General features: G+C 48.8%; 16 protein-coding genes. 12 read left to right on the forward strand and 4 right to left on the reverse strand.

What is annotated here, in order from left to right; all coding sequences use genetic code 11:
- Positions 1 to 264: 264 nt before the first annotated feature.
- The gene (gene spoVB, locus JOD24_RS04060) at positions 265 to 1,848 is read right to left on the reverse strand and encodes a stage V sporulation protein B (protein ID WP_380163669.1); all 1,584 of its coding nucleotides are present in this window, start codon (positions 1,846 to 1,848) and stop codon (positions 265 to 267) included.
- A 260-nt stretch (positions 1,849 to 2,108) separates the two neighbouring features.
- Here spoVB and JOD24_RS04065 point away from each other — a divergent pair, with 260 nt between their 5' ends.
- From JOD24_RS04065 to ilvD, 9 genes are all read left to right on the forward strand, one after another.
- On the forward strand, positions 2,109 to 2,405 hold the full coding sequence (locus JOD24_RS04065) for a post-transcriptional regulator (RefSeq protein WP_380163671.1): 297 nt from the start codon (positions 2,109 to 2,111) through the stop codon (positions 2,403 to 2,405).
- A gap of 96 nt (positions 2,406 to 2,501) precedes the next feature.
- Positions 2,502 to 3,743: a protein translocase subunit SecD gene (gene secD, locus JOD24_RS04070; RefSeq protein WP_429246384.1), complete on the forward strand. Its 1,242-nt coding sequence runs from the start codon at positions 2,502 to 2,504 to the stop codon at positions 3,741 to 3,743.
- The gene (gene secF / locus JOD24_RS04075) at positions 3,733 to 4,641 is read left to right on the forward strand and encodes a protein translocase subunit SecF (RefSeq protein ID WP_429246385.1); all 909 of its coding nucleotides are present in this window, start codon (positions 3,733 to 3,735) and stop codon (positions 4,639 to 4,641) included. Before secD ends, secF begins: the two co-directional genes overlap by 11 nt.
- Before the next feature lie 703 nt (positions 4,642 to 5,344).
- Positions 5,345 to 7,690, forward strand: a complete 2,346-nt coding sequence (recJ, locus tag JOD24_RS04080) for a single-stranded-DNA-specific exonuclease RecJ (protein WP_380163679.1) — start codon at positions 5,345 to 5,347, stop codon at positions 7,688 to 7,690.
- 13 nt (positions 7,691 to 7,703) lie between these two features.
- Complete coding sequence (locus JOD24_RS04085; RefSeq protein WP_380163681.1) at positions 7,704 to 8,216, forward strand: adenine phosphoribosyltransferase; 513 nt, start codon at positions 7,704 to 7,706, stop codon at positions 8,214 to 8,216.
- Positions 8,217 to 8,389: 173 nt separating this feature from the next.
- The gene (locus JOD24_RS04090; RefSeq protein ID WP_380163683.1) at positions 8,390 to 8,542 is read left to right on the forward strand and encodes a hypothetical protein; all 153 of its coding nucleotides are present in this window, start codon (positions 8,390 to 8,392) and stop codon (positions 8,540 to 8,542) included.
- Between the two features lie 48 nt (positions 8,543 to 8,590).
- Positions 8,591 to 9,097: a molybdopterin-guanine dinucleotide biosynthesis protein B gene (mobB, locus tag JOD24_RS04095; protein ID WP_429246386.1), complete on the forward strand. Its 507-nt coding sequence runs from the start codon at positions 8,591 to 8,593 to the stop codon at positions 9,095 to 9,097.
- Positions 9,098 to 9,184: 87 nt separating this feature from the next.
- Positions 9,185 to 9,865 carry a FadR/GntR family transcriptional regulator gene (locus tag JOD24_RS04100; protein ID WP_429246387.1) on the forward strand — a complete coding sequence of 227 codons (681 nt, stop codon included), beginning with the start codon at positions 9,185 to 9,187 and terminating at the stop codon, positions 9,863 to 9,865.
- Between the two features lie 103 nt (positions 9,866 to 9,968).
- Entirely contained in the window at positions 9,969 to 11,639 is a 1,671-nt protein-coding gene (gene ilvD / locus JOD24_RS04105) for a dihydroxy-acid dehydratase (protein WP_380163781.1), read from the forward strand.
- Between the two features lie 1,207 nt (positions 11,640 to 12,846).
- Here ilvD and JOD24_RS04110 read toward each other — a convergent pair.
- Positions 12,847 to 14,715, reverse strand: a complete 1,869-nt coding sequence (locus JOD24_RS04110) for a glucose PTS transporter subunit IIA (protein ID WP_429246388.1) — start codon at positions 14,713 to 14,715, stop codon at positions 12,847 to 12,849.
- A 277-nt stretch (positions 14,716 to 14,992) separates the two neighbouring features.
- On the opposite strand from JOD24_RS04110, the gene JOD24_RS04115 reads away from it, so the two are divergent.
- The gene (locus tag JOD24_RS04115) at positions 14,993 to 16,192 is read left to right on the forward strand and encodes an enolase C-terminal domain-like protein (protein WP_380163691.1); all 1,200 of its coding nucleotides are present in this window, start codon (positions 14,993 to 14,995) and stop codon (positions 16,190 to 16,192) included.
- Between the two features lie 30 nt (positions 16,193 to 16,222).
- On the opposite strand, the gene JOD24_RS04120 is transcribed toward JOD24_RS04115, so the two are convergent.
- A complete protein-coding gene (locus JOD24_RS04120; protein ID WP_380163693.1) occupies positions 16,223 to 16,930 on the reverse strand; it encodes a GntR family transcriptional regulator in 708 nt (235 codons plus the stop codon).
- A 410-nt stretch (positions 16,931 to 17,340) separates the two neighbouring features.
- On the opposite strand from JOD24_RS04120, the gene JOD24_RS04125 reads away from it, so the two are divergent.
- Both JOD24_RS04125 and JOD24_RS04130 read left to right on the forward strand, forming a co-directional pair.
- Positions 17,341 to 17,988, forward strand: coding sequence for a bifunctional 4-hydroxy-2-oxoglutarate aldolase/2-dehydro-3-deoxy-phosphogluconate aldolase (locus JOD24_RS04125; protein WP_380163695.1), 648 nt, complete (start codon positions 17,341 to 17,343; stop codon positions 17,986 to 17,988).
- Positions 17,989 to 17,991: 3 nt separating this feature from the next.
- On the forward strand, positions 17,992 to 18,996 hold the full coding sequence (locus tag JOD24_RS04130) for a PfkB family carbohydrate kinase (RefSeq protein ID WP_429246389.1): 1,005 nt from the start codon (positions 17,992 to 17,994) through the stop codon (positions 18,994 to 18,996).
- A gap of 183 nt (positions 18,997 to 19,179) precedes the next feature.
- On the opposite strand, the gene JOD24_RS04135 is transcribed toward JOD24_RS04130, so the two are convergent.
- Complete coding sequence (locus tag JOD24_RS04135; protein ID WP_429246390.1) at positions 19,180 to 20,289, reverse strand: AbrB family transcriptional regulator; 1,110 nt, start codon at positions 20,287 to 20,289, stop codon at positions 19,180 to 19,182.
- Between the last annotated feature and the right edge of the window lie 88 nt (positions 20,290 to 20,377).

Here is a 20,377-nt window from a genome sequence, read left to right on the forward strand (position 1 = left end):
CTCAAGCGATATTTTTAAGATGGGGGGGCAATGGAAAGAGCGAGCGAAAGGGTCGTTTCGTTTTCGCATCCACTTTATGGTTAATCAACAGCCCTGATGTAATTAACACTCTTGGAGTTGGGATGGTTTCACATTTCGGCATTCATATTCTGACGAGCCAAAGATGCTCCATGTAAAACCTGAACGTTTTTTTCACAATGTTTCTAGGGTGTCTGTCAATTCAAGATCCCGACCGGTTCGATCCAGAGATTGATCAGACACGCTCTAACGGGGCAGGATGGAGGAGATCCATTTTCCAATGTAGGGGATTCGCAGAAAATCCTCCCGCCGTACTAAGGAAAAGAGGATCAACCCGCCGGCGTAAACGGCCAGTCCCGCCCCCAAAGAGAGCAGGAGGTTCCCCGACTGCCCGCCGGTTTTTTGCAATACACTGTGGGTAACAAAAGACATCGCCACAACGGTCAAGCCCAACTTGAACAGGTCTCCCGCCATTAACGTGAAGGGAACATACCGCAATACGCTGATAAAATGGAGGACCGTAACGATCACGATCCCGCAGTTGATAGCGATCACCACGCCGTCGATCCCCAGGGAAGGCTGAGAGCCCAGAAAAAAAATGAGGGCTATTTTCACCACGGATCCGAAGATTGAATTTCGCATGGAATCTTTTGCCTTGTCCATTCCCTGCAAGGCTGCGGAGAGAGGGCCCTGGATATATTGAAAGACGGCGAAGGGAGCTAGGATTTGCAACAGCCGGGCCACTTCTACGTTGTTGTACAAAAGATCGGTGAGGGGGGTCGCCAGAATGAAGAGGATGGCTGCGCAGGGGGCGCCTACGACCAGAGCCAGCCGCAGTGCTTGGTTGAGACGATGTTCCACCATTCGTGGTTGCCCTTTGGCTATCGCTTCCGAAATGGCTGGAACCAGGGAGACGGACAAGGCGTGAGTGATAAATCCCGGAAGAAACAGGAGCGGGATCGCCATTCCTTCCAGTTGCCCGTACATAGCGGTGGAAGCAGCCACGGTGATCCCAGCGATAGCCAGGCTTTGGGAGACGACGATGGGCTCCACCGCGTAAGAGAGTGAGCCGACCATGCGACTGGCAGTTACCGGAATTGCAATCCGCATCAGCCGGAGGGTGGTTTCACGAAATCGACTCCACCGTTTCAGATTGAGTGCTTCTCGCGGATGGAACCGGATCGGCGGTCGCTTGGGATCCTTCTTGTAGGAACGGAACAAAAAGAGCATCCCGGCAAATTCGCCGATGACGACCCCCATCATCGCTCCTGCTGCCGCATACTCCACTCCCTTGGAGAGCAGATACTGGGCGAGCAGCAGGACGGAGAAGATGCGTACGACCTGTTCGACGATCTGGGAGAAAGCGTAGGGACTCATGTGTTGCCGTCCCTGAAAATATCCCCGGAAGATCGAGGAGACCGCCACGATCGGGATGACCGGAGCAATACCCATCAAGGAATATACCGCCCGTCGATCGGTCAGGAGAGTATCGGCGATGGTCGGTGCGGCCAGCAGGATCAGGATGGTGAATAAAATGCTGGTGAAGCTGACAAACAGAATGGCGACTACTAGGATGGAGCGGATCCGTTGTTCATCTTTTTTTGCCTCAGCCTCAGAAACCAATTTGGAGATGGCCACCGGAATCCCACCGGTAGTGATCACAATGATGAATAACAGGATGGGAAAAGCCATTTGGAAGAGGCCTACCCCTTCGTCTCCGATCATACGGGAGAGAGCGATTCGGTAGACAAATCCCAAGATCTTTGTGATAAAACCGGCACCGACCAGGATGAGGGTTCCATGTAAAAAGGTTTGCTTGGTCAAAACCATGCCCCTCTTTCTTCGCAGGTTGATTGATACAAGCTTATGCCCTTGTCTTGGGTGATCATGACTGATACAGGTAGGGACTTGTTTCAATTTCTGAGTGAAAGGGTACCCCGGTCTCTCTTGCCGGGAAGCGATCGCAACTCTATAATGAGAAAAGGATAAAATATTTGCGGCGGTCAAAAAGGGGTACGGGCAGCAACGGACAAGCCCGGAACAGCCGGTTGTTTGTCATTCGGGCCGCGCGCCGAAAGGAGGAAGAGGGCGTGGCAAGACAGAACTTGAAGCCGGTCAGCCGGCGGCAAAGGCAATCGGTGGAATTGCTGAGTGAAGAAGAACTGATGAAGTGCATTGAAGATTTGTGTAACAGCAAAGCGGAGGAATTCCGTTATTTCGGCTATGAAGATGTGACGGGTGAGCAGGTCTGGGCCTGCGTCTCGGAGAGTTATCGCAGGGGTTGGCCCCGGCTGAACCGTTTGGTCAACGATATTCTGTCGTTGAAGGCAACGCGATTCATGAACTGGCTGATGGTCAGTGTCTACAAAAACCCGAGCGGAAAATAACACGCTCGGTTTTTTGTTCATCTCCATAAATTGACATGCCTGTCCCGGCTTGGGATAATAGGGATGGTCTTTCAAAGAAGAAGGAGGAGCGTCAGCATGAGGGTTCGCAAGGGGAAGGTAATAATTTTTTCCCTCTTGGTGGTTGCCATGTTGGTCATCGTGGCCTTAACTGGGAAACAAGTGGCTAACCGCATCACCCTGGGTTTGGATTTGCAGGGTGGTTTCGAGGTCCTGTATGAAGCCAAACCTTTGGAAAAAGGACAGGAAATTTCGGCATCCACGATGAGTGATGCCGCACAGGCGCTCAGTCGGCGTATTGATGTTCTCGGTGTATCGGAACCGCAGATCACCGTGGAAGGGAATGACCGGCTGCGGGTGCAGCTGGCCGGGGTGACAGACCCGGACAAAGCCCGGGAGATCCTGGGCAAACCTGCCGTCCTCACTTTCCGTGCCCCAGATAAAAAAACGGTACTGATGCGGGGGACGGATCTGAAAGAAGGCGGAGCGACACAAGATTATAATGAGAACGGTCAGCCGGTCGTCAGCGTGAAATTTAAAGACCCCAAATTATTTGCGAAATACACTAAGGAATATGTGGGGCAACCGATGCCGATTTACTTGGATAAGGAACAGCTTTCAGCCCCGGTGATTAACGAGGTGATCCCTGGTGGAAATGCCCAGATCAGCGGCAATTTCACCACGGAAGAGGCCAAAGAGTTGGCCGATCTGCTCAATGCAGGTGCGCTGCCAGTCCACCTGAAAGAAAAGCAGAGTTTTGCCGTGGATTCCACCTTGGGGAAGGAATCTTTGATGAAGAGTTTGGAAGCTAGCTTCTATGCTCTCCTGATTATTTTCATCTTCATGATCGGTTATTATCGGTTGCCTGGTCTGGTGGCGGTGGTTACTCTGATCAGTTACGGGTATCTGGTGTTGCTGATCTTCTCTCTGTTACATGTTACTCTCACCCTGCCGGGGATCGCCGCTTTTATTCTGGGTATCGGGATGGCAGTGGATGCCAATATCCTGATGTATGAGCGGATCAAAGATGAGATACGTCATGGAAAGAGTGTTCCATCGGCGTTTAAGTATGGTTCCCGCCGTTCCTTCCTCACGATTTTTGACGCTAATATTACGACTGTGATCGCGGCGGCTGTCCTGTTCTATTTCGGAACTTCAGCTGTGCGGGGCTTTTCCGTCTCCCTGATTACCGGGATTATAGTCAGCTTCTTGACAGCAGTGGGCTTCTCCCGGATTCTGCTGAACCTGCTGGTGAAATCCAACATGTTTCGGCATCCCAAATGGTTCGGTGTGAAGGAAGGTGAGATCGGTGAACTTTAAATTGGATTTTGTTGGTCATAGAAGAGGGTTCTTCATCTTCTCGGGAGTTATTCTGATCCTGGGCATCCTGTCCCTTCTGTTCCAGGGTCTCAATCTGGGAGTGGACTTTGTCAGTGGGACTCGAGTAGATATCAAGATCAACCAGTCGTACGATTTGGAAGAGGCGAAGGGACACCTGAAGAAGTTGGGCTATCCAAGTCCTGACGCCAGTAAGGCTGGGGATAAGAACGAGTGGCTTATCTTCCAAACCAATCAGGTGTTGGATCATCAAGATGTTGGCAAGATCCGGGAAGAATTCCGTTCCAGTTATGGAGATCAAGTCGATGTGAACGAGCAGAAGGTGGATCCGATCGTCGGCCGCGAGTTGGTCAAAAATGCTATCATCGCCCTTCTGATCGCATTTCTGGGGATGATCCTTTATGTGTCGTTCCGGTTTGAGTACCGGATGGCGGTGCCGGCGGTCCTAGCTTTGATTCACAATGTTTTAGTGGTGACTGGCTTTTTTTCCATTTTTCAATGGGAAGTAGACTTGGTGTATATCGCTGCTATCTTGACCATTGTCGGTTATACGATCAATGACACCATTGTGATCTTTGATCGGATCCGGGAAAATATGGATCTAGAAAAGCCGAAAACCTGGGAAGACTTTAGTAAAACGGTAAACGAAAGTATTCAACAAACCTTGGTCCGTTCGATCAACACCTCTTTGACCGTCGTCTTTGCCGCTTTGTTATTGTTTTTGTTGGGAGGGGAAAGTATCCGCTATTTCTCCCTTGCGCTTTTGATCGGGTTGATTTTCGGCGCTTATTCCTCTATTTGCATCGCCAGCCAAATTTGGATCGGTTGGAAGTGGAAATCTATGGAGAAATCGAGGCTGAAGGCGCAAACAGCGGAATAAAAACATCTTTCTTGACAGGCGTGTTGATTAGCCCTATTTTGGGTGGGGAGATCGTGTTCACCCACGCGACCGTTGCCATCCGGCAAGGAAGTGAAAACTGGCCGCTCCAAATCTGACCATCGGGCAGGGGCAAAGCCTTACGGAAGCAACACAGGGAAGAGGTTGCCCCTAAACGCCCTCCCTCCAGATTCTCCGCTGGGTAGGATGGCTACCTTCATCTAGAGCTTCAGCTCATCGAGATTGTAGTGCCTGTGGTGCAAAGGTCGCTTTGGCAGCACACGACTCCCTTCCGCCGCCCATTTTCTGGTTAATCAACAGCCCTGCTTTCCTGAATCAAAATGGTATCAGTGGAGGCCGCGGGAGATCCCCGCGGTTTATTTTTTTGAGGAGAGATAAAGGATGTCGACCTGCAGGCGGAGACCGGGACCTGGGAAATCCGGCTGGCGGTGTTGGAGGGAGACAAATCGGGGATGCTCACAGTCGGGCTTTGCTGGCAGACCCCTTAGACAGCATAGGACCCTTCCGCTGTCCACTTTCTGGTTTATCCAACCGCCTGGCCTAGTGGGAAAAGAGGTGAAGCGACCTCATGGGATCTTTTTGACTGTGATGGTTCATATCACCCGTACAACCCATAGAGAAAACATTCACAGGTACCGGTGTTCAGGTGTGCTATAATGATAAACGGCAAGCGAGGTGACGCTTCATGTTACAATCCAAGACCCGTTGGCAACTCCTTGAGGCCGAAGAGTCACAGGTGCGGAAACTGGCTGGGGAATTGAAAATTCATCCTTTGACTGCCCGCCTCCTGATCCACCGCGGGATATCGAACCCGGAACAAGCTCGTCGTTTTCTGCAGGTGAGTCTGTCGGAACTTTATAGCCCTTTTTTGATGGACGGGATCCAGGAGGCGGTGAATCGCATCCGCACTGCCTTGGACCGACAGGAGAAGATCTTGGTTTATGGAGATTATGATGCGGACGGTGTCAGCAGTACCAGCCTGTTGATGAAAGTATTCCGAGGTCTGGATGCTGACGTGAACTATTACATACCTAACCGTTTCACTGAAGGATATGGATTAAACGAAAACGCTCTCCGACAGGCAAAAGAGGCCGGAGTGCAGTTAGTGATTACTGTCGATACGGGGATTAGTGCTGTCAAGGAAGCAAAGATTGCAAAAGAGTTGGATCTGGATTTGATCATCACCGATCATCACGAACCGCCGGCAGTTCTGCCTGAGGGATTGGCGGTGATCAATCCGAAAAAACCGGGTTGTTCCTACCCCGATGAGATGTTGGCCGGGGTGGGGGTAGCGTTTAAACTGGCCCATGCCTTGCTGGACCGTGTCCCGGAAGAGTTATTGGATCTGGTGGCCCTGGGCACGATTGCCGACTTGGTTCCCCTGATGGATGAAAACCGGATCGTCGCGGCTCTGGGGCTGAAAGAGATCAACCGCAGACACAATCTCGGCCTTTCGGCCTTGATGGATGTAGCGGGGATCCAAGGAGAGGTCACGGCGGGCCATGTCGGTTTTTCCCTCGGTCCCCGCATCAATGCTGGGGGGCGCTTAGATACTGCGGCAACCGCCGTAGAACTATTGTTGACGGAGGATCTGGAAGAAGCTCGCGTGCTGGCGGAAGAGTTAGATGGGATGAACCGAAAACGACAAAAATTGGTGGAGGAGATCGCCGCCGAAGCATGTGCAGAAGTGGAATCAGCTCCCAAGAAGCACCGCCGATTCATCGTGGTGGCCGCACCGGGCTGGAATGTCGGGGTGATCGGTATTGTTGCCTCCCGCCTGGTGGAAAAATACTACCGGCCGACTATTGTGTTGGGGATCGATGAGGAGACTGGCATGGCCAAAGGATCTGCCCGTAGCATTGCAGGTCTGGATCTGTATCGGGCGTTGACGACCTGTGGGGATCTTTTACCTCAGTACGGTGGGCACGAGATGGCGGCAGGGATGTCGCTTCCCCAGGAAAAGATTGAGGAGTTCCATCGTCGGCTGGATCAGATCGCAGGGGAATGGTTGCGGGAGGAAGATTATATACCACTCTCCCGCGTTGAGGCGGATCTCTCGATTGAAGAAATAAGCTTGGAATTGATCGAAGAGCTGAAACGGTTGGAACCCTGTGGAATGGGAAATCCAACTCCACGGTTTCAACTGCGGGGGGCAGGTCTGTCCCGACTGCAGGTGATGGGTCGGGAAAAAAATCATCTCAAGATGGTACTTCAGGTAGAGGGGGATTCTCTGGAAGCCGTCGGCTTCCGAATGGGAGAGATGGCTGCAGAGATTGCTCCCTCAGCTCGACCGGAGCTCCTGGGCGAATTGTCTGTGAACGAATGGAATCATCGCCGCAGTCCCCAATTTCTGATCCGGGATCTGCGCGTGCCTCATTTACAGGTATTTGACTGGCGTAGCAACGGGGATTTATCTGACCGCTTTCGGCAGTTGGCGGAAAGGGAAGCTTCTTTGTTTATGATCCGCCAGTCAAGGGCTGAGAAGGAGTGGATCACTGAGCTCAGGGCTCAAACCCTTACCTGGGAGGAGGTCTCCCAGGGGAAAATCCAACTGCCGACTGAGGCTCGGCAGTTGGTTCTGGCGGACCTTCCGCCAGATGTTTCCGTTTTGGAAAAGTTATTGTGCTCTTTCACCAGTTTGGAACGTGTGTACTTTGCTTTTGGGGATATCGAACTAGAAGGAAGTTTGACCCGGACACCGGATTGGGAACAGTTTAAAGTGCTGTATGTCTCCCTCATGCGAAGGAAGCACTTCAGGCTCCCGTCTGAATTGAATGCGTTGTCCCGGATGACGGGATTGTCCGGTCGTTGGATCGGTTTTATGCTGAAAGTCTTTGGTGAGCTGGGGTTTGTGCGGGTTTCCGGTGATCAGCTGGAGCTGATCCCTCAGCCACCCAAACGTCCCCTCACTCAATCCCGTCTCTATCGGGAACAGTTGGAACGGGAAAAAGTGCAAGACGCTCTCGTCTATTCATCCTACCGCGACCTTTGTCAATGGGTCGCTTCAGTGCTTTCAACTGATCGCAAATGAGGAGGAACCGATGATGGATTTCAAAGAAAAAATCCGGGTGATTGAGGATTTTCCACAACCGGGGGTTCATTTTAAAGATATCACCACTCTTTTAAAAGACGGAAAAGCCTTTCGGGCTGCAATCGATGCTATGGCAGACTCGCTTCAGGATCGAAAAGTGGACTTGGTGGTTGGACCAGAGGCCCGGGGATTTGTTGTGGGTACCCCACTGGCTTATGCATTGGGCGTCGGATTTATTCCTGTCCGGAAGTCGGGAAAACTGCCAGCGGAAACCGTAGAGACGAATTACAGTCTGGAATATGGAAAGGATCAATTGGCGATTCACAAAGATGCCATTAAGCCGGGACAGCGGGTATTGATTGTAGATGATCTGCTAGCTACGGGTGGGACTGTCAACGCCACGTTGAATCTGGTTCACCGCCTGCAGGCGGAGGTAGTCGGAGCCGCTTTTGTGATGGAGTTGACCTACTTGAAGGGTCGGGAAAAGTTGCCAGGTGTAGATGTTTTCAGTCTGATTCAATATTAAGGCCAACTCCCCTGCGATGGTGAAGCAGGGGTTTTTTCTGGATTTGTTTCGGAAGGATCTGCAAACTTGGAAGGAGGAATTTATGTTGAAGCAGAATTTTGTTATGAGCCGATGGTTTTGTTTCCCTTCTTTTCCCTGAGAAGTTTACCATTTATGATCGTGAGGGGAGAATATTGAAGAGGCGGAAAGAAGAGTTTATTCCGGAAGATGTGGAAAACGAGGAAGAACCAGCAATTAAACAGGGGCTGATCGGATTAGGAATCTGGTGTCTGATTGTGATCGCCTATGTGGCGATGGTTCGTCTCGGTTGGATCAACGGTCTGTAATGGGTTGAGCGGTTGACTATGACAGATGAAGCATAAGGAGGGGCTCTTGTGACCATCGGATCGATTCCGCCTGTCGTCCAGATCGTTGGCTATTCCGATACGGGTAAAACAACATTGCTTTCCCGACTGGTCCGGCATCTGACACAGGAAGGGTGGCGGGTGGGGACCATCAAGCACCATGCAGGGGAGTTGGAAATGGATCAACGGGGCAAGGACTCCTGGTATCATCGGGAGGCGGGGGCCGACCCAGTGGCAATCACGGCTGCCAACCAGACCGCTCTCATTATTCCCCGTTCCTTGGGCCTGGCAGAGCTTCTGCCTCTGTTTCGGGGGCTGGATCTAGTGCTGGTGGAGGGATTTAAAAGGGCTCCCTATCCCAAGTTGGTCATGCTAAGGGAATCGGCCCACCTTTCCCAGTTGAAGGAGTTGTCCAATGTGTGGGGAGTCGTCTCTTCCCATCCCTTGACGCCGGGGTCCCTTCCAGTCTATCAGCGGGAGGATATCGAGGGGATTGTTCACCTATTGAAAGAGAGGGTGCTCCAGGACACTCGCTAGAGCCAGACGGATGGAATAATCCGGGCGCGCAAGAACCACGAAGCGCCATGTGCAACTGTAAAAAGAAAATAAGGACTGAGTAGATCTATGAATCGAGTCAAGAGACTTTCCGATCGTATTGCAGAAGAGATTTTGTCGATGATTACCATTGAAAAAAGGTTCTTGCCAGGTGATAAACTTCCGAATGAAGTGGAGTTATCAGAGGAGCTGAATATTAGCAGAACAACTCTGCGTGAAGCTATTCGCATCTTAGTCACCCATGACATACTCGAAATCCAACGAGGAAAGGGAACCTTTGTTAAAAAAGACGTCGATTTGAGAAATCAAGCGCAATTATTTCATGGTCTGTCCAGTGCAAAGATCAATGTGAGAGATTTGTATGAAATGCGCTTAATATTTGAGCCGGAAGCTGCCTTTTATGCCACGATCCGGGCGAGTGATTCGGAGTTGAAACGTATTTTTGCTTATGGAGAGCAAATCGAGCAGAAAATTAAGTTAAATCAGGATAGAACCGACGTAGAACAGAAATTCCATAAATCGATCGCCAAGGCAACCCATAATGAATTTATGGATCAGCTGATGCCAGTTATTTTTGAGGCGATTAATCAAGGGGTGATGTTATCGCAAAAAAATGAATTTGTAGTCAAAGATACGATCCATGACCATCAGATGATTATGGGATTTATGGAAGCTCGCAATCCCGAAGGAGCTAGAAGTGCGATGAGAATTCATATATTACATGCTTTGAAAGACTTGGGAATAGATTAAGGGGCACATCGACTGTGGAGGAAAAATCATATGTCCAACAACGATGTTGACAGCAGACAACGAGGGGTATAAGATGACTTTAAAAATAAAGGTGTGTGATCAGATGAGAAGTGATATGATCAAAATTGGTGTCGACCGTGCCCCTCACCGGAGTCTTTTATATGCAACGGGGCAAGTCACACTGAAAGATTTGGAAAAACCATTTATCGGTGTTTGCAACTCATACATCGATATTATTCCCGGCCATGTTCATTTGCGGGAGTTTGCCGACGTCGTGAAAGAAGCGATTGTTGAAGCAGGTGGTATTCCCTTCGAATTTAATACCATAGGTGTTGACGATGGCATTGCTATGGGACATATTGGGATGCGTTATTCCTTACCCAGTCGTGAACTGATTGCAGACTCGGCTGAGACGGTAATTAATGCGCATTGGTTTGACGGCGTCTTTTACATTCCGAATTGTGACAAAATTACACCAGGTATGCTCATGGCTGCCGCTCGTACCAATGTTCCATCCGTTTTTGTTTCCGGCGGGCCTATGGAGGCAGGTACCAGTTCAATGGGGAAACAGCTTTCCTTAACCTCTGTATTTGAAGGTGTCGGAGCGCATAAATCAGGCCAAATGTCCGCCAATGAGTTATTAGATATTGAAATGAATGCTTGTCCAACCTGTGGCTCCTGTTCAGGGATGTTTACGGCAAATTCCATGAACTGTTTGATGGAAATGCTAGGTGTCGCACTTCCTGGTAATGGGACTATTGTTGCCACCAGCGAAGAGCGCAAGGAATTAATCCGCGAAGCGGCCAAACATTTAGTGCGCATGATTAAAGAAGATATTAAGCCACGTGACATCATCACGAAAGAAGCGATCGATGATGCATTTGCACTGGATATGGCAATGGGTGGATCTACGAATACGGTGCTGCACACACTGGCGATCGCGAATGAAGCGGGCATTGATTACAATTTGGAGGATATTAACAAAGTTGCCGCGAGGGTTCCATACCTGGCGAAAATTATGCCCGCATCGGATTTTTCCATGGACGATATCAATCAAGCCGGTGGGGTAGAAGCTATTATTCATGAGTTAACGAAAATCCCCGGAGCCATTCATCCGGAGCGGATGACGGTGACGGGTCAAACCATGGGTGAACTGGTAAAAGGACATGAAATCACAAATCCAGAAGTTATCCGTACAAAAGACAACCCATACAGTCCGGTGGGAGGCTTATCTGTACTTTACGGTAACATCGCTCCAGAGGGATCGGTTATCAAAGTAGGTGCGGTAGATCCCTCTATTCAAACATTTACAGGTGAAGCGATCGTCTTTGATTCACAAGATGAAGCGCAAAAAGCCATAGATGACGGAATCGTACAAGAAGGTCATGTGGTCGTCATCCGCTATGAAGGACCCAAAGGGGGGCCGGGTATGCCAGAGATGCTTGCACCCACGTCGGCCATCATGGGTCGTGGACTGGGAACAAAAGTTGCGCTCGTTACAGATGGACGTTTTAGCGGCGCGTCTCGTGGCATTTCCATCGGCCATATTTCACCGGAAGCGGCTGAAGGGGGTCCTATTGCATTGGTTGAAGATGGGGATGTCATTGAAATCGACTTGCCCAGTCGCAGCATTCATCTAAAAGTTTCTGAGGAAGAATTGGATGAACGACGTCAAAGCTTAAAACCCTTTGAGCCCAAAATTAAGACGGGTTGGCTGTCGAGATATTCCAAACTTGTAACCAATGCTTCCAAGGGTGGCGTAATGAGCATATAGTACAACCAGGGGCAGGGCTGTTGATTTCCGGAAAATAGGGAGTTATGTGTTGCCAAAGCAACCTTATGCACCCAGGCACTACAATCTGATGGGCTGAAGCCCTGGAATAGAGGTTGCACCCAGGCACTACAATGTCGAGGGGCTGAAGCCCTGGAATAGAGGTGGACGTTGGCATCCTGCTCAACGGAGATTGCGAGAGGACGCCTAAATAGGGTAAAAAAGTGGGCACAGGGAGGGTGGGGGTTCACTTGGAGCGATTTTGGATCGTAGAACTTTGACGCCGGAATGCGAAATCTTATCCTGATCGTCCAATAGATGTGAATTAGCATGTATCTAGGGGCAGGCGTGTTGATTAGCCATATTTTGGGTGGGGAGATCGTGTTCACCCACGCGAGCGTTGCCATCCGGCAAGGAAGTGAAAACTGGCCGCTCCAAATCTTCCGATCGGGCAGGGGCAAAGCCTTACGGAAGCAACACAGGGAAGAGGTTGCCCCTAAACGCCCTCCCTCTAGATTCTCCGCTGGGTAGGATGGCTACCTTTATTCCAGGGCTTCAGCTCCTTTGGATTGTAGTGCCTGTGGCGCAAAGGTCGCTTTGCACCCATAGGGTACAAGTCTCGCCAAGGTCGCTTCCGCTCCCAGGTCTCGCTATGGCAGCACACGACTCCCTTCCGCTGCCCATTTTCTGGTTAATCAACAGCCCTGATCTAGGGGTAACTTTCCTCCTGGTGTTGCAGACCTTCAGACCTTGCCCCTGCCCAAGGGTCAGATTCGGTGCGGTCCGTCTCCACTTCTACTTCTTTGTGGGATGGGATGGTTGCGTGGGTGAACACGACTCCCCGCCTGTAATATGGATCATTAACACACCTGATGCTTCTCATCCTGGCGGGGAGCATGAGGAGTAGCCATTGACAGGAGAAAATCCGGATCAGAAGAGCCAATCCCCGTCTCAGTTCATAAGACGGGGATTGGCTTCGTTGATGGGGATCAGGCGTATTGATTAGTCCTATTTTAGGTAGGGAATAAGGTGGGGATGGTGGGCTGGTGAAGAGCCTTTGCGTTCTTTGCAAGAAATTGTAGCCGTCCCACCATCCCCGTCCCCTCAAGCAATACTTTACGATGGGGGCAATGGGAAGAAGAAAAGGATCCTTTCCTTCTTCCCATCATCCACTTGATGGTTCATCAACAGCCTTGGGTGGGAATACAAATCAAGGGCGTGAAGACAAGATCGCTTTTTTTAGAATAGTTTCCGGTTGCTGATTTCCTTCTAAGGGCTTTTCGTCGGAGAATCGCGCAATCTTGTCCATATTGGTAATAACCACAACGATCGTCGGATCTTTTTTCGCATGTTCCAATGCGGCTAAATCCATGTGAGCGATCTTCCTTTGCGGGGTTACATGCTCTCCTTCTTTTACAAAGATATCGAATCCCTGACCATCCAAGCTGACGGTGTCAATTCCCATATGGACCAGAATTTCAATGCCGTTTTCGGTAGAGATCCCGATTGCATGTTTGGTGGGAAAGACAGTGGTGACGGTACCGCTCACTGGAGAATAGATCTCTCCGGTATTTGATTTCATCGCGTATCCATCACCGATTAATTTGGTTGAAAATACCTGATCAGCCACATCTTCAAGAGGCAGACCAACACCCGTTGTTACAGAATGTAATGCGACTTCATCAGCCATTTCTTTTTCTTGAGATCCCTTCTCTTGAGAGTCCTCTTCCTGTTTGGGCTTGGGAACCATCATATATGTCAAGGCAAAGGAGAGGATGATAGAAATAAGGATACCGAGTACGGCAAAGATGAAGTATTGACCGATATAGGCGGGTAAGCTAAAAATACTTGAGAGAATGTAGCCATAGATCCGGACGCCAAAGAAGCTGATAAAAGCAGAGGCAACAGAACTGCCGATCGTGGCTGCGATAAATGCTTTTTTGTACTTTGTTAAAACCCCGAACAGAGCAGGTTCAGTAATTCCCAATAATCCAGATAAAGCAGAAGAAACAACAATAGATTTCTCCTCTTTTGAAACGACTTTCGTATAGATTGCAGCGGTTGCACCGGCAATCGCCATGTTGGCCATAAACATCATGGGCATTAACATGTCATAGCCTTGATTAGCAAAGTTTTGCAATGCAATCGGTGTCATGGCGTGGTGCAAACCCGTCAAGATGGCAATGGGACGAATGGCACCCACGATGACTCCCGCTAAAATAGGTGAGATGGTAAACAGCCAACTGACGCCAGCTGCCAATAGGTTCCCTAAGTGAATGCCAATGGGTCCAATCACTACTAGGGTTAATAATCCGGCGATAAACAGTGAAAAAGTGGGTGTAAAGACGGTTCTCAAGGTTTTAGGCAAACATCGATCGACACCACGTTGAATATAGCTTAAAGCCAGAACCGCGAAGATAATCGGAATCACGGTCCCTGCATAATTGAAGACCGGAACGGGCAGAAATCCAAATAATAAGAACTGAGAAAGATCTCCAGCTTCCGCTGCAGCGGTCATCGTCGGAAATTGTATGGTGGCTGCAATGGCAATAGCTAAGTATTGATTAGTTTTAAAGATTTTAGCAGCAGAGGCCGCCACGAAAAAGGGTAAGAATGTAAATACGCCACTGGCCAGCATATCGATCACTTGAAACGTAGGTGTTTTATCTGAAATGAGATTCAGAGCTACCAAACCCGCCATTAATCCTTTGATCATCCCTGCCCCTGCGATCGCAGGAACAATCGGTCCGAATACACCTGAGACTGTATCCATAAACAGCGAAATGAGGCCTTTTTTCTCGCCTTTTTCTTGTTGGGTATTTTCGCTGTTTTCAAGTCCCAGTAATTTGGATAAGGGTGTAAAGTAATCGGATACATGAGTTCCAATGATGATTTGAAGTTGATCGCTCTGATATGTGACTCCTACAATCCCAGGGATTTTATTTAGCTGTTCATCATTGACTTTGTCTTTATCTTTGAGATTAAAGCGAAGACGGGTCATACAATGCCATGCGTTGTTGACATTTTCTTTGCCGCCAATATTCGCAATAACCTCCTTTGCGACCTCTTCGTGGTTCATATCGTTTCATCCCTTCTGCTTTTTCACACCCGACCATGTGACCGTTTACAGTATGAATCTTAGCAGATTACCCTTATTTTGAAAATCAGTCCTAAAGTCCTTGGGTTCGATAGGAATGTCTTGATAAATCAACGTTTTCTCTGGTTCGTCTCTATATATTGGACTGCTTTTTAGAGAAATAGCAGCCCATGATTAGTCCAAATTGACGGGGATCATTTGAACGTGTTTCAATAGCTGTGAAACATATTTAAAACAAGGAAATAAGGATGATGAATCCATGACACCCACAATCATCACTGATATCAAATGTTTTGCCATCAAACCCGATCGCCACAACCTGGTTGTTGTAAAAGTTGAAACCGATCAAGGTGTTTCTGGTTTAGGATGTGCTACTTTTCAATTTCGACCACTAGCTGTTAAATGTATGGTGGATGAATACTTGAAACCTTTGCTTGTGGGTCGGGATGCCAATCAAATTGAAGATTTATGGCACATGATGTCTGTGAATTCCTATTGGAGAAACGGACCTGTTACTAATAACGCTATTTCAGGTGTGGATATGGCGTTGTGGGATATCAAAGGGAAGTTGGCAGATATGCCGTTATATCAATTGCTGGGGGGAAAAGCCCGCACCGCCATTCCCGCATACACCCATGCGGTCGCTCGTGATCTGGAGACGCTATACAAAGAAATTGATAAATTCCTGGCCGAAGGTTATCGATATATTCGTTGTCAATTGGGTTTTTATGGCGGTAACGCGATGGAATCGGTAGACCTTGACCAGCCGCTGGAAGGGACTTATTTCGATCCCAATGAATATATGAACACCACATTAAAAATGTTTGAGTCCATTAATCATAAATATGGATATAAATTCCAAATTCTTCATGATGTTCATGAGCGCCTATTTCCCAATCAAGCCGTACAATTTACGAAAAGAGCAGAGAGGTTTAACTTATTCTTTTTGGAGGATGTCCTACCTCCGGATCAAAATGAATGGCTGGCACAAATCCGTAGTCAAACTTCTACCCCGATCGCTACAGGCGAATTGTTTAATAATCCGATGGAATGGAAGGAATTAGTCGCTCAACGGCGACTAGATTTTATGCGTGCCCACGTTTCTCAGATCGGTGGAATTACACCTGCACTTAAATTGGCTCATTTTTGTGACGCGATGGGGGTGCGGATGGCTTGGCACACACCGTCAGACATCACTCCGATCGGATTAGCGGTGAATACACATTTGAATATCCATTTGCATAACGCGGCGATTCAAGAACATATGGACGTACCCGAGAATACCCAGAAGATATTTAAAAACATTCCCGCTCCGGTGAAAGGGTATTTTTATCCCATAGATCGACCGGGGATTGGCGTAGACTTTCTGGAAGAATTGGCCCATGAATTTCCTGTGAAATATCGTCCTCATGAATGGACACAAAGCCGCATTCCTGATGGTACTTTGATCACCCCGTAAAATGAAAAGACAAAGCTAATGATGGCTCAATTAGCTTTGTCTTGCTTGGTGTGAATCTTTGTTAAATGGCGTGATATATGTGCAAGTATAATCAATGGCAGTTAACTCACTGTACTCGTACACTTTACCATCATCTAGCAGACAGCGGTTGGTAATCTTCATGGCAGGTGTTCCTTTTTTGCACATCAGCAGTTGTGCTTGTTCCTTGCTTACAGATGTGGGCGTATAACTGGTGATATAATGAGAAATCGTATAGCCACAGTTTTGCACATATTTTTGAATGGAATCTTCCACATGCTCTTTGGTCAGACTTGGGAAAAGTGAAACCGGAAGTTTTGATACCTCGATTTGTTCGATTTTATAATCGACAATCCGTACACGTTGGAACATCCAGATTTCTTCCGGTTGCTGTAGCTGAAAGATTTGCATATCTTTAGATGTGGAATCTTCCTTGGAAATGGAAATCATTTTGGAGGAGATGCGTTCATAAGGTGTCCGCGTAAGTGAGTTAAAGATTAAGGGGTTTTTCTGCAGATTTTCGGAAATGTACATTCCAGAACCTTGAATAATCTGAATGACCCCGATCTCTCCTAAGTTTTTGATTGCTTCTTGAATAGTATAGCGGGACACTTGATACATCTGTGCTAGGGTACGCTGATCCGGTAGTTTGCCGCTGGGATACTGTTTTTGGTAAATCTTGCTCAACAAGTCTTGAATGATAAACTCAGTTTTTTTCATAAAATAAGTTCCTCCTCTCTTTGGCTTAGTTTTATCTCCTATTTTTGGTGAACCCCAGGCGTGTTGATTCGCCCTATTTTAGGTAGGAAATCAGGTCAGGATGGTGGGACGGTGAAGAACCTTTGCACCCATAGGGCACAAGTCTCGCCAGGGTCGCTTTCCGCTCCCGGGTCTCGCTATGCGTTCTTTGCAAGAGATCGTAGCCGTCCCACCATCCCGGTCCCCTCAAGCGATATTTTGTGATGGGTGGCAATGGGAAAAGCGAAGGTTCAATTTTGTTTCCTTCACCCGTTTTCTGGTTAATCAACAGCTCTGGGTGAACCCACAGTTCTGATTTTAAGTATATTTTCCACCTTTAAATTGTCAATCCAATCTAAAGTATGGTTAAAAATAGAAGGGGAGGTTCACACATGAAACGAGTAACTATTTTGAATCGCTTCGTACAAGCCGGTGTCATCGCAGTAGTTCGTGGCGAGGGGAAGGAAGAAGCCCTTCAAGCCAGCCATGCGATCCAAAAAGGGGGAATCAAAGGAATTGAACTGACTTTTACAGTTCCCCAAGCAGATGAAGCGATTCGTGAGTTGGTGGAAACCTACCATCATCAACCGGAAATCGTGATTGGAGCTGGGACGGTTTTAGATGCAGTTACTGCCCGGTTAGCCATCCTGGCAGGGGCTCAGTTTATCGTCAGTCCGAGCTTCGATCCGGACACAGCGGAAATCTGTCATCTGTATCAAATTCCGTATTTGCCGGGTTGCATGACCCTCACGGAGATGCAAAGGGCATTGAAGAGCGGTGTGGATATTATCAAATTGTTCCCAGGAAGTGCTTTTGGACCAAGTATTGTCAAGGCTTTGAAAGGACCGCTGCCTCACTTGAACATCATGCCTACAGGTGGTGTCAGTCTGGAAAACATGGAGGACTGGTTCCAAGCGGGAGCGGTTACTGTTGGCGTGGGTGGAAATCTGCTAGCCCCTGCAAAAACGGGGGATTTTGATCAGGTGACTGCAATCGCTCACCAATATACCAAAAAATTTGAGGCCATCAAAGGAGCTTAAATGATGGGGAAAGTTGTTACTTTGGGTGAAGTGATGTTGCGATTGTCCACTGAAACTGGGGTCCCTTTGACGGGAGCCCATCAATTTCAAGCTCATTATGGAGGGGCAGAAGCCAATGTAGGGATCTCCCTGGCCAACTGGGGTCATGAAGTCGATTTTGCCAGTAAAGTCCCTGGGAATGCCCTCGGATGGGCAGTCAAACGGCATTTGGACAGTTATGGCGTCTCCACTGAGCATCTCCTGTTTGGCGGGGAACGTCTGGGAACCTATTATGTGGAGGCTGGCGTCGGAGAACGGGCTGCCCGTATCATTTATGATCGGGCTCATTCCAGCTTTACAGAAATGACGCTCCTGGAATGGGACCTGGAGAGGTTATTTGAAGAGGCGGATCTTCTCCACCTATCAGGCATCACCCTCGCCTTATCCGAACATTGGGAAGCTCTATTGATGCAATTGATGCAAACGGCTAAAAATCATGGGGTAAAAATCAGTTTTGATATAAATTATCGTGGAAAACTTTGGAGCCCAAAAGAAGCAGGAGAAACGATCCATAGAATCCTGCCCTATGTGGATTATTGTTCGGCAGGGAAAATGGATGCCTTATATTTACTAGGAAGGGAAGAGTATCAAGGAGATGGACATGAACTGACGGATTACTACCAACAGATGCAAGGGGTTTATCCGAATATCCAACTGTTTTATTCAACCCAAAGAACGATTCATTCCGCCAGTGCCCATACTCTGGTCGGAACTTTGTGGATGGATGGACAGTATTATGAATCCCGCGCCCATGAAATGGACCCGATTGTAGATCGAGTCGGTGGCGGGGATGCGTTTTCTGCAGGTATTTTGCATGGGATTTTGGAAGGGACTGATGCACAGACTCGGGTGGAATTTGCCACGGCAGCATCGGCGCTGAAACACACTGTTCTTGGCGATTGTAACCCGTTTCGGATAGCGGATGTGGAAGCTTTTATGGCTATGGGGTCAGGAAGGATAAATCGATAGGAAACAAGCTTGGGTTCTGTGAACCTCAGCTTGTTTTTTGTTGCATAAAAAAGCATCGGGCTGCCTGGAAAACGTGGAAACCCCAGCCTTTTTTTAAGGCTGGGGTTTCCACTTGAAATGGCTTTCTTATCAGATATTCTGGCAAAATCAAGCTGGGTGTGCGTGTTCAGGAGTGCGCCTGACCTATCTTTCGTGGGGGGCTGGGGAATCATCCGCGGATGATTTTTTGAATAACCAGCGCAGGAAAGGGGGGACAAAGATCAGGATGAAAAAGACCCGGAACATCTGGAACCCGGTAACGATGGCCAAATCCGCTCCGATATCCTGAGCAACCACACCCATTTCAGCCATTCCTCCAGGCGCCAGACTCAGAAAGGATGTGGTCAGGGTCGTTGAACTCCACAGGGTGAATAAACAGCTGATTCCAAAAGTGATCACGATCAGGACAAGGGCGGTAAAGAGAGACAGCAGAGGCACCCTTCGCTGTTGCGTCAGCTGTTCCGGCCGGATCATCAAGCCGAGGTGGGCGCCCATAAACATTTGGCCAAGATGGATTAAAAGAGGCGGAAGAGCAGGTGCCTCAAAGCCCAGCACCTGTAGCAAGGCGACTGCCAGGACCGGCCCCATCAGGAAGGGCGTGGGAAACTTCAGTTTCCAGGCGGCCCCAGCTGCTAAGAGGGCGGCCAATCCAAACAGCAACTCATCCGCAAGTGTGGGGGTCTGTCCTGCTGTGCCTGGCAGGATTCCAGTCACATTCTCTTCCGGGAGCCACTTGATGAGAAAAGGAACAATAAATACAACAATCAGTAGGCGTGTCACCTGAAACAGAGTGACCACCGTGATGTCGATCCCCGGCATCTCTTCCCCTAGTGCTACCATTTGCGACAGCCCCCCTGGGATATTGGCGGTGAGGGTCGTCCGGTAGTTGAGATCGGTCCAACGGGAAACCAGCCAGGCGATTCCCGCACCACAACCGATGGTGATGATCGTAACCAACAACATGAGCGGTAAATGGGTTACCATATCCCACATCGTTTCCTGTGTAAAGGAGGTTCCCAAGGTGTACCCGATGGCAAGCAAGCCTGCATTCCTCCATCTACCTGACCAGTGGAGAGGGAAGCGCATGGTTTTGGACCAGAGGAGGATCATCACCATCGGTCCGAGAACCCATGGGAGGGGAATCTGTATCCAAGCAAAAAGTGTGCCCCCGGTCACGGCCAATAGAAACGTCCGTAGCCAGGGGAGGAGATCGCGTCTGTATTCTTTGCTGATGGATGTCACCTTCTTGCTCATACATAAACTTCATTCCAACTTAAAGCAAATCGCTTCTATTGACAAGTATTTAGAATGACGAAACTTTCGGAGGGAGAATGATATAGGA

Source organism: Kroppenstedtia sanguinis, from assembly GCF_050433445.1.
GTDB classification, from domain to species: Bacteria; Bacillota; Bacilli; order Thermoactinomycetales; family DSM-45169; genus Kroppenstedtia; species Kroppenstedtia sanguinis.

Bases quoted from the DNA above. Each gene is read 5' to 3' on its own strand.
- spoVB (WP_380163669.1), bottom strand. From the start codon at position 1,848: ATGGTTTTGACCAAGCAAACCTTTTTACATGGAACCCTCATCCTGGTC.
- secD (WP_429246384.1), top strand. From the start codon at position 2,502: ATGAGGGTTCGCAAGGGGAAGGTAATAATTTTTTCCCTCTTGGTGGTT.
- recJ (WP_380163679.1), top strand. From the start codon at position 5,345: ATGTTACAATCCAAGACCCGTTGGCAACTCCTTGAGGCCGAAGAGTCA.
- JOD24_RS04085 (WP_380163681.1), top strand. From the start codon at position 7,704: ATGGATTTCAAAGAAAAAATCCGGGTGATTGAGGATTTTCCACAACCG.
- JOD24_RS04100 (WP_429246387.1), top strand. From the start codon at position 9,185: ATGAATCGAGTCAAGAGACTTTCCGATCGTATTGCAGAAGAGATTTTG.
- ilvD (WP_380163781.1), top strand. From the start codon at position 9,969: ATGAGAAGTGATATGATCAAAATTGGTGTCGACCGTGCCCCTCACCGG.
- JOD24_RS04110 (WP_429246388.1), bottom strand. From the start codon at position 14,715: ATGAACCACGAAGAGGTCGCAAAGGAGGTTATTGCGAATATTGGCGGC.
- JOD24_RS04115 (WP_380163691.1), top strand. From the start codon at position 14,993: ATGACACCCACAATCATCACTGATATCAAATGTTTTGCCATCAAACCC.
- JOD24_RS04120 (WP_380163693.1), bottom strand. From the start codon at position 16,930: ATGAAAAAAACTGAGTTTATCATTCAAGACTTGTTGAGCAAGATTTAC.
- JOD24_RS04125 (WP_380163695.1), top strand. From the start codon at position 17,341: ATGAAACGAGTAACTATTTTGAATCGCTTCGTACAAGCCGGTGTCATC.
- JOD24_RS04130 (WP_429246389.1), top strand. From the start codon at position 17,992: ATGGGGAAAGTTGTTACTTTGGGTGAAGTGATGTTGCGATTGTCCACT.
- JOD24_RS04135 (WP_429246390.1), bottom strand. From the start codon at position 20,289: ATGAGCAAGAAGGTGACATCCATCAGCAAAGAATACAGACGCGATCTC.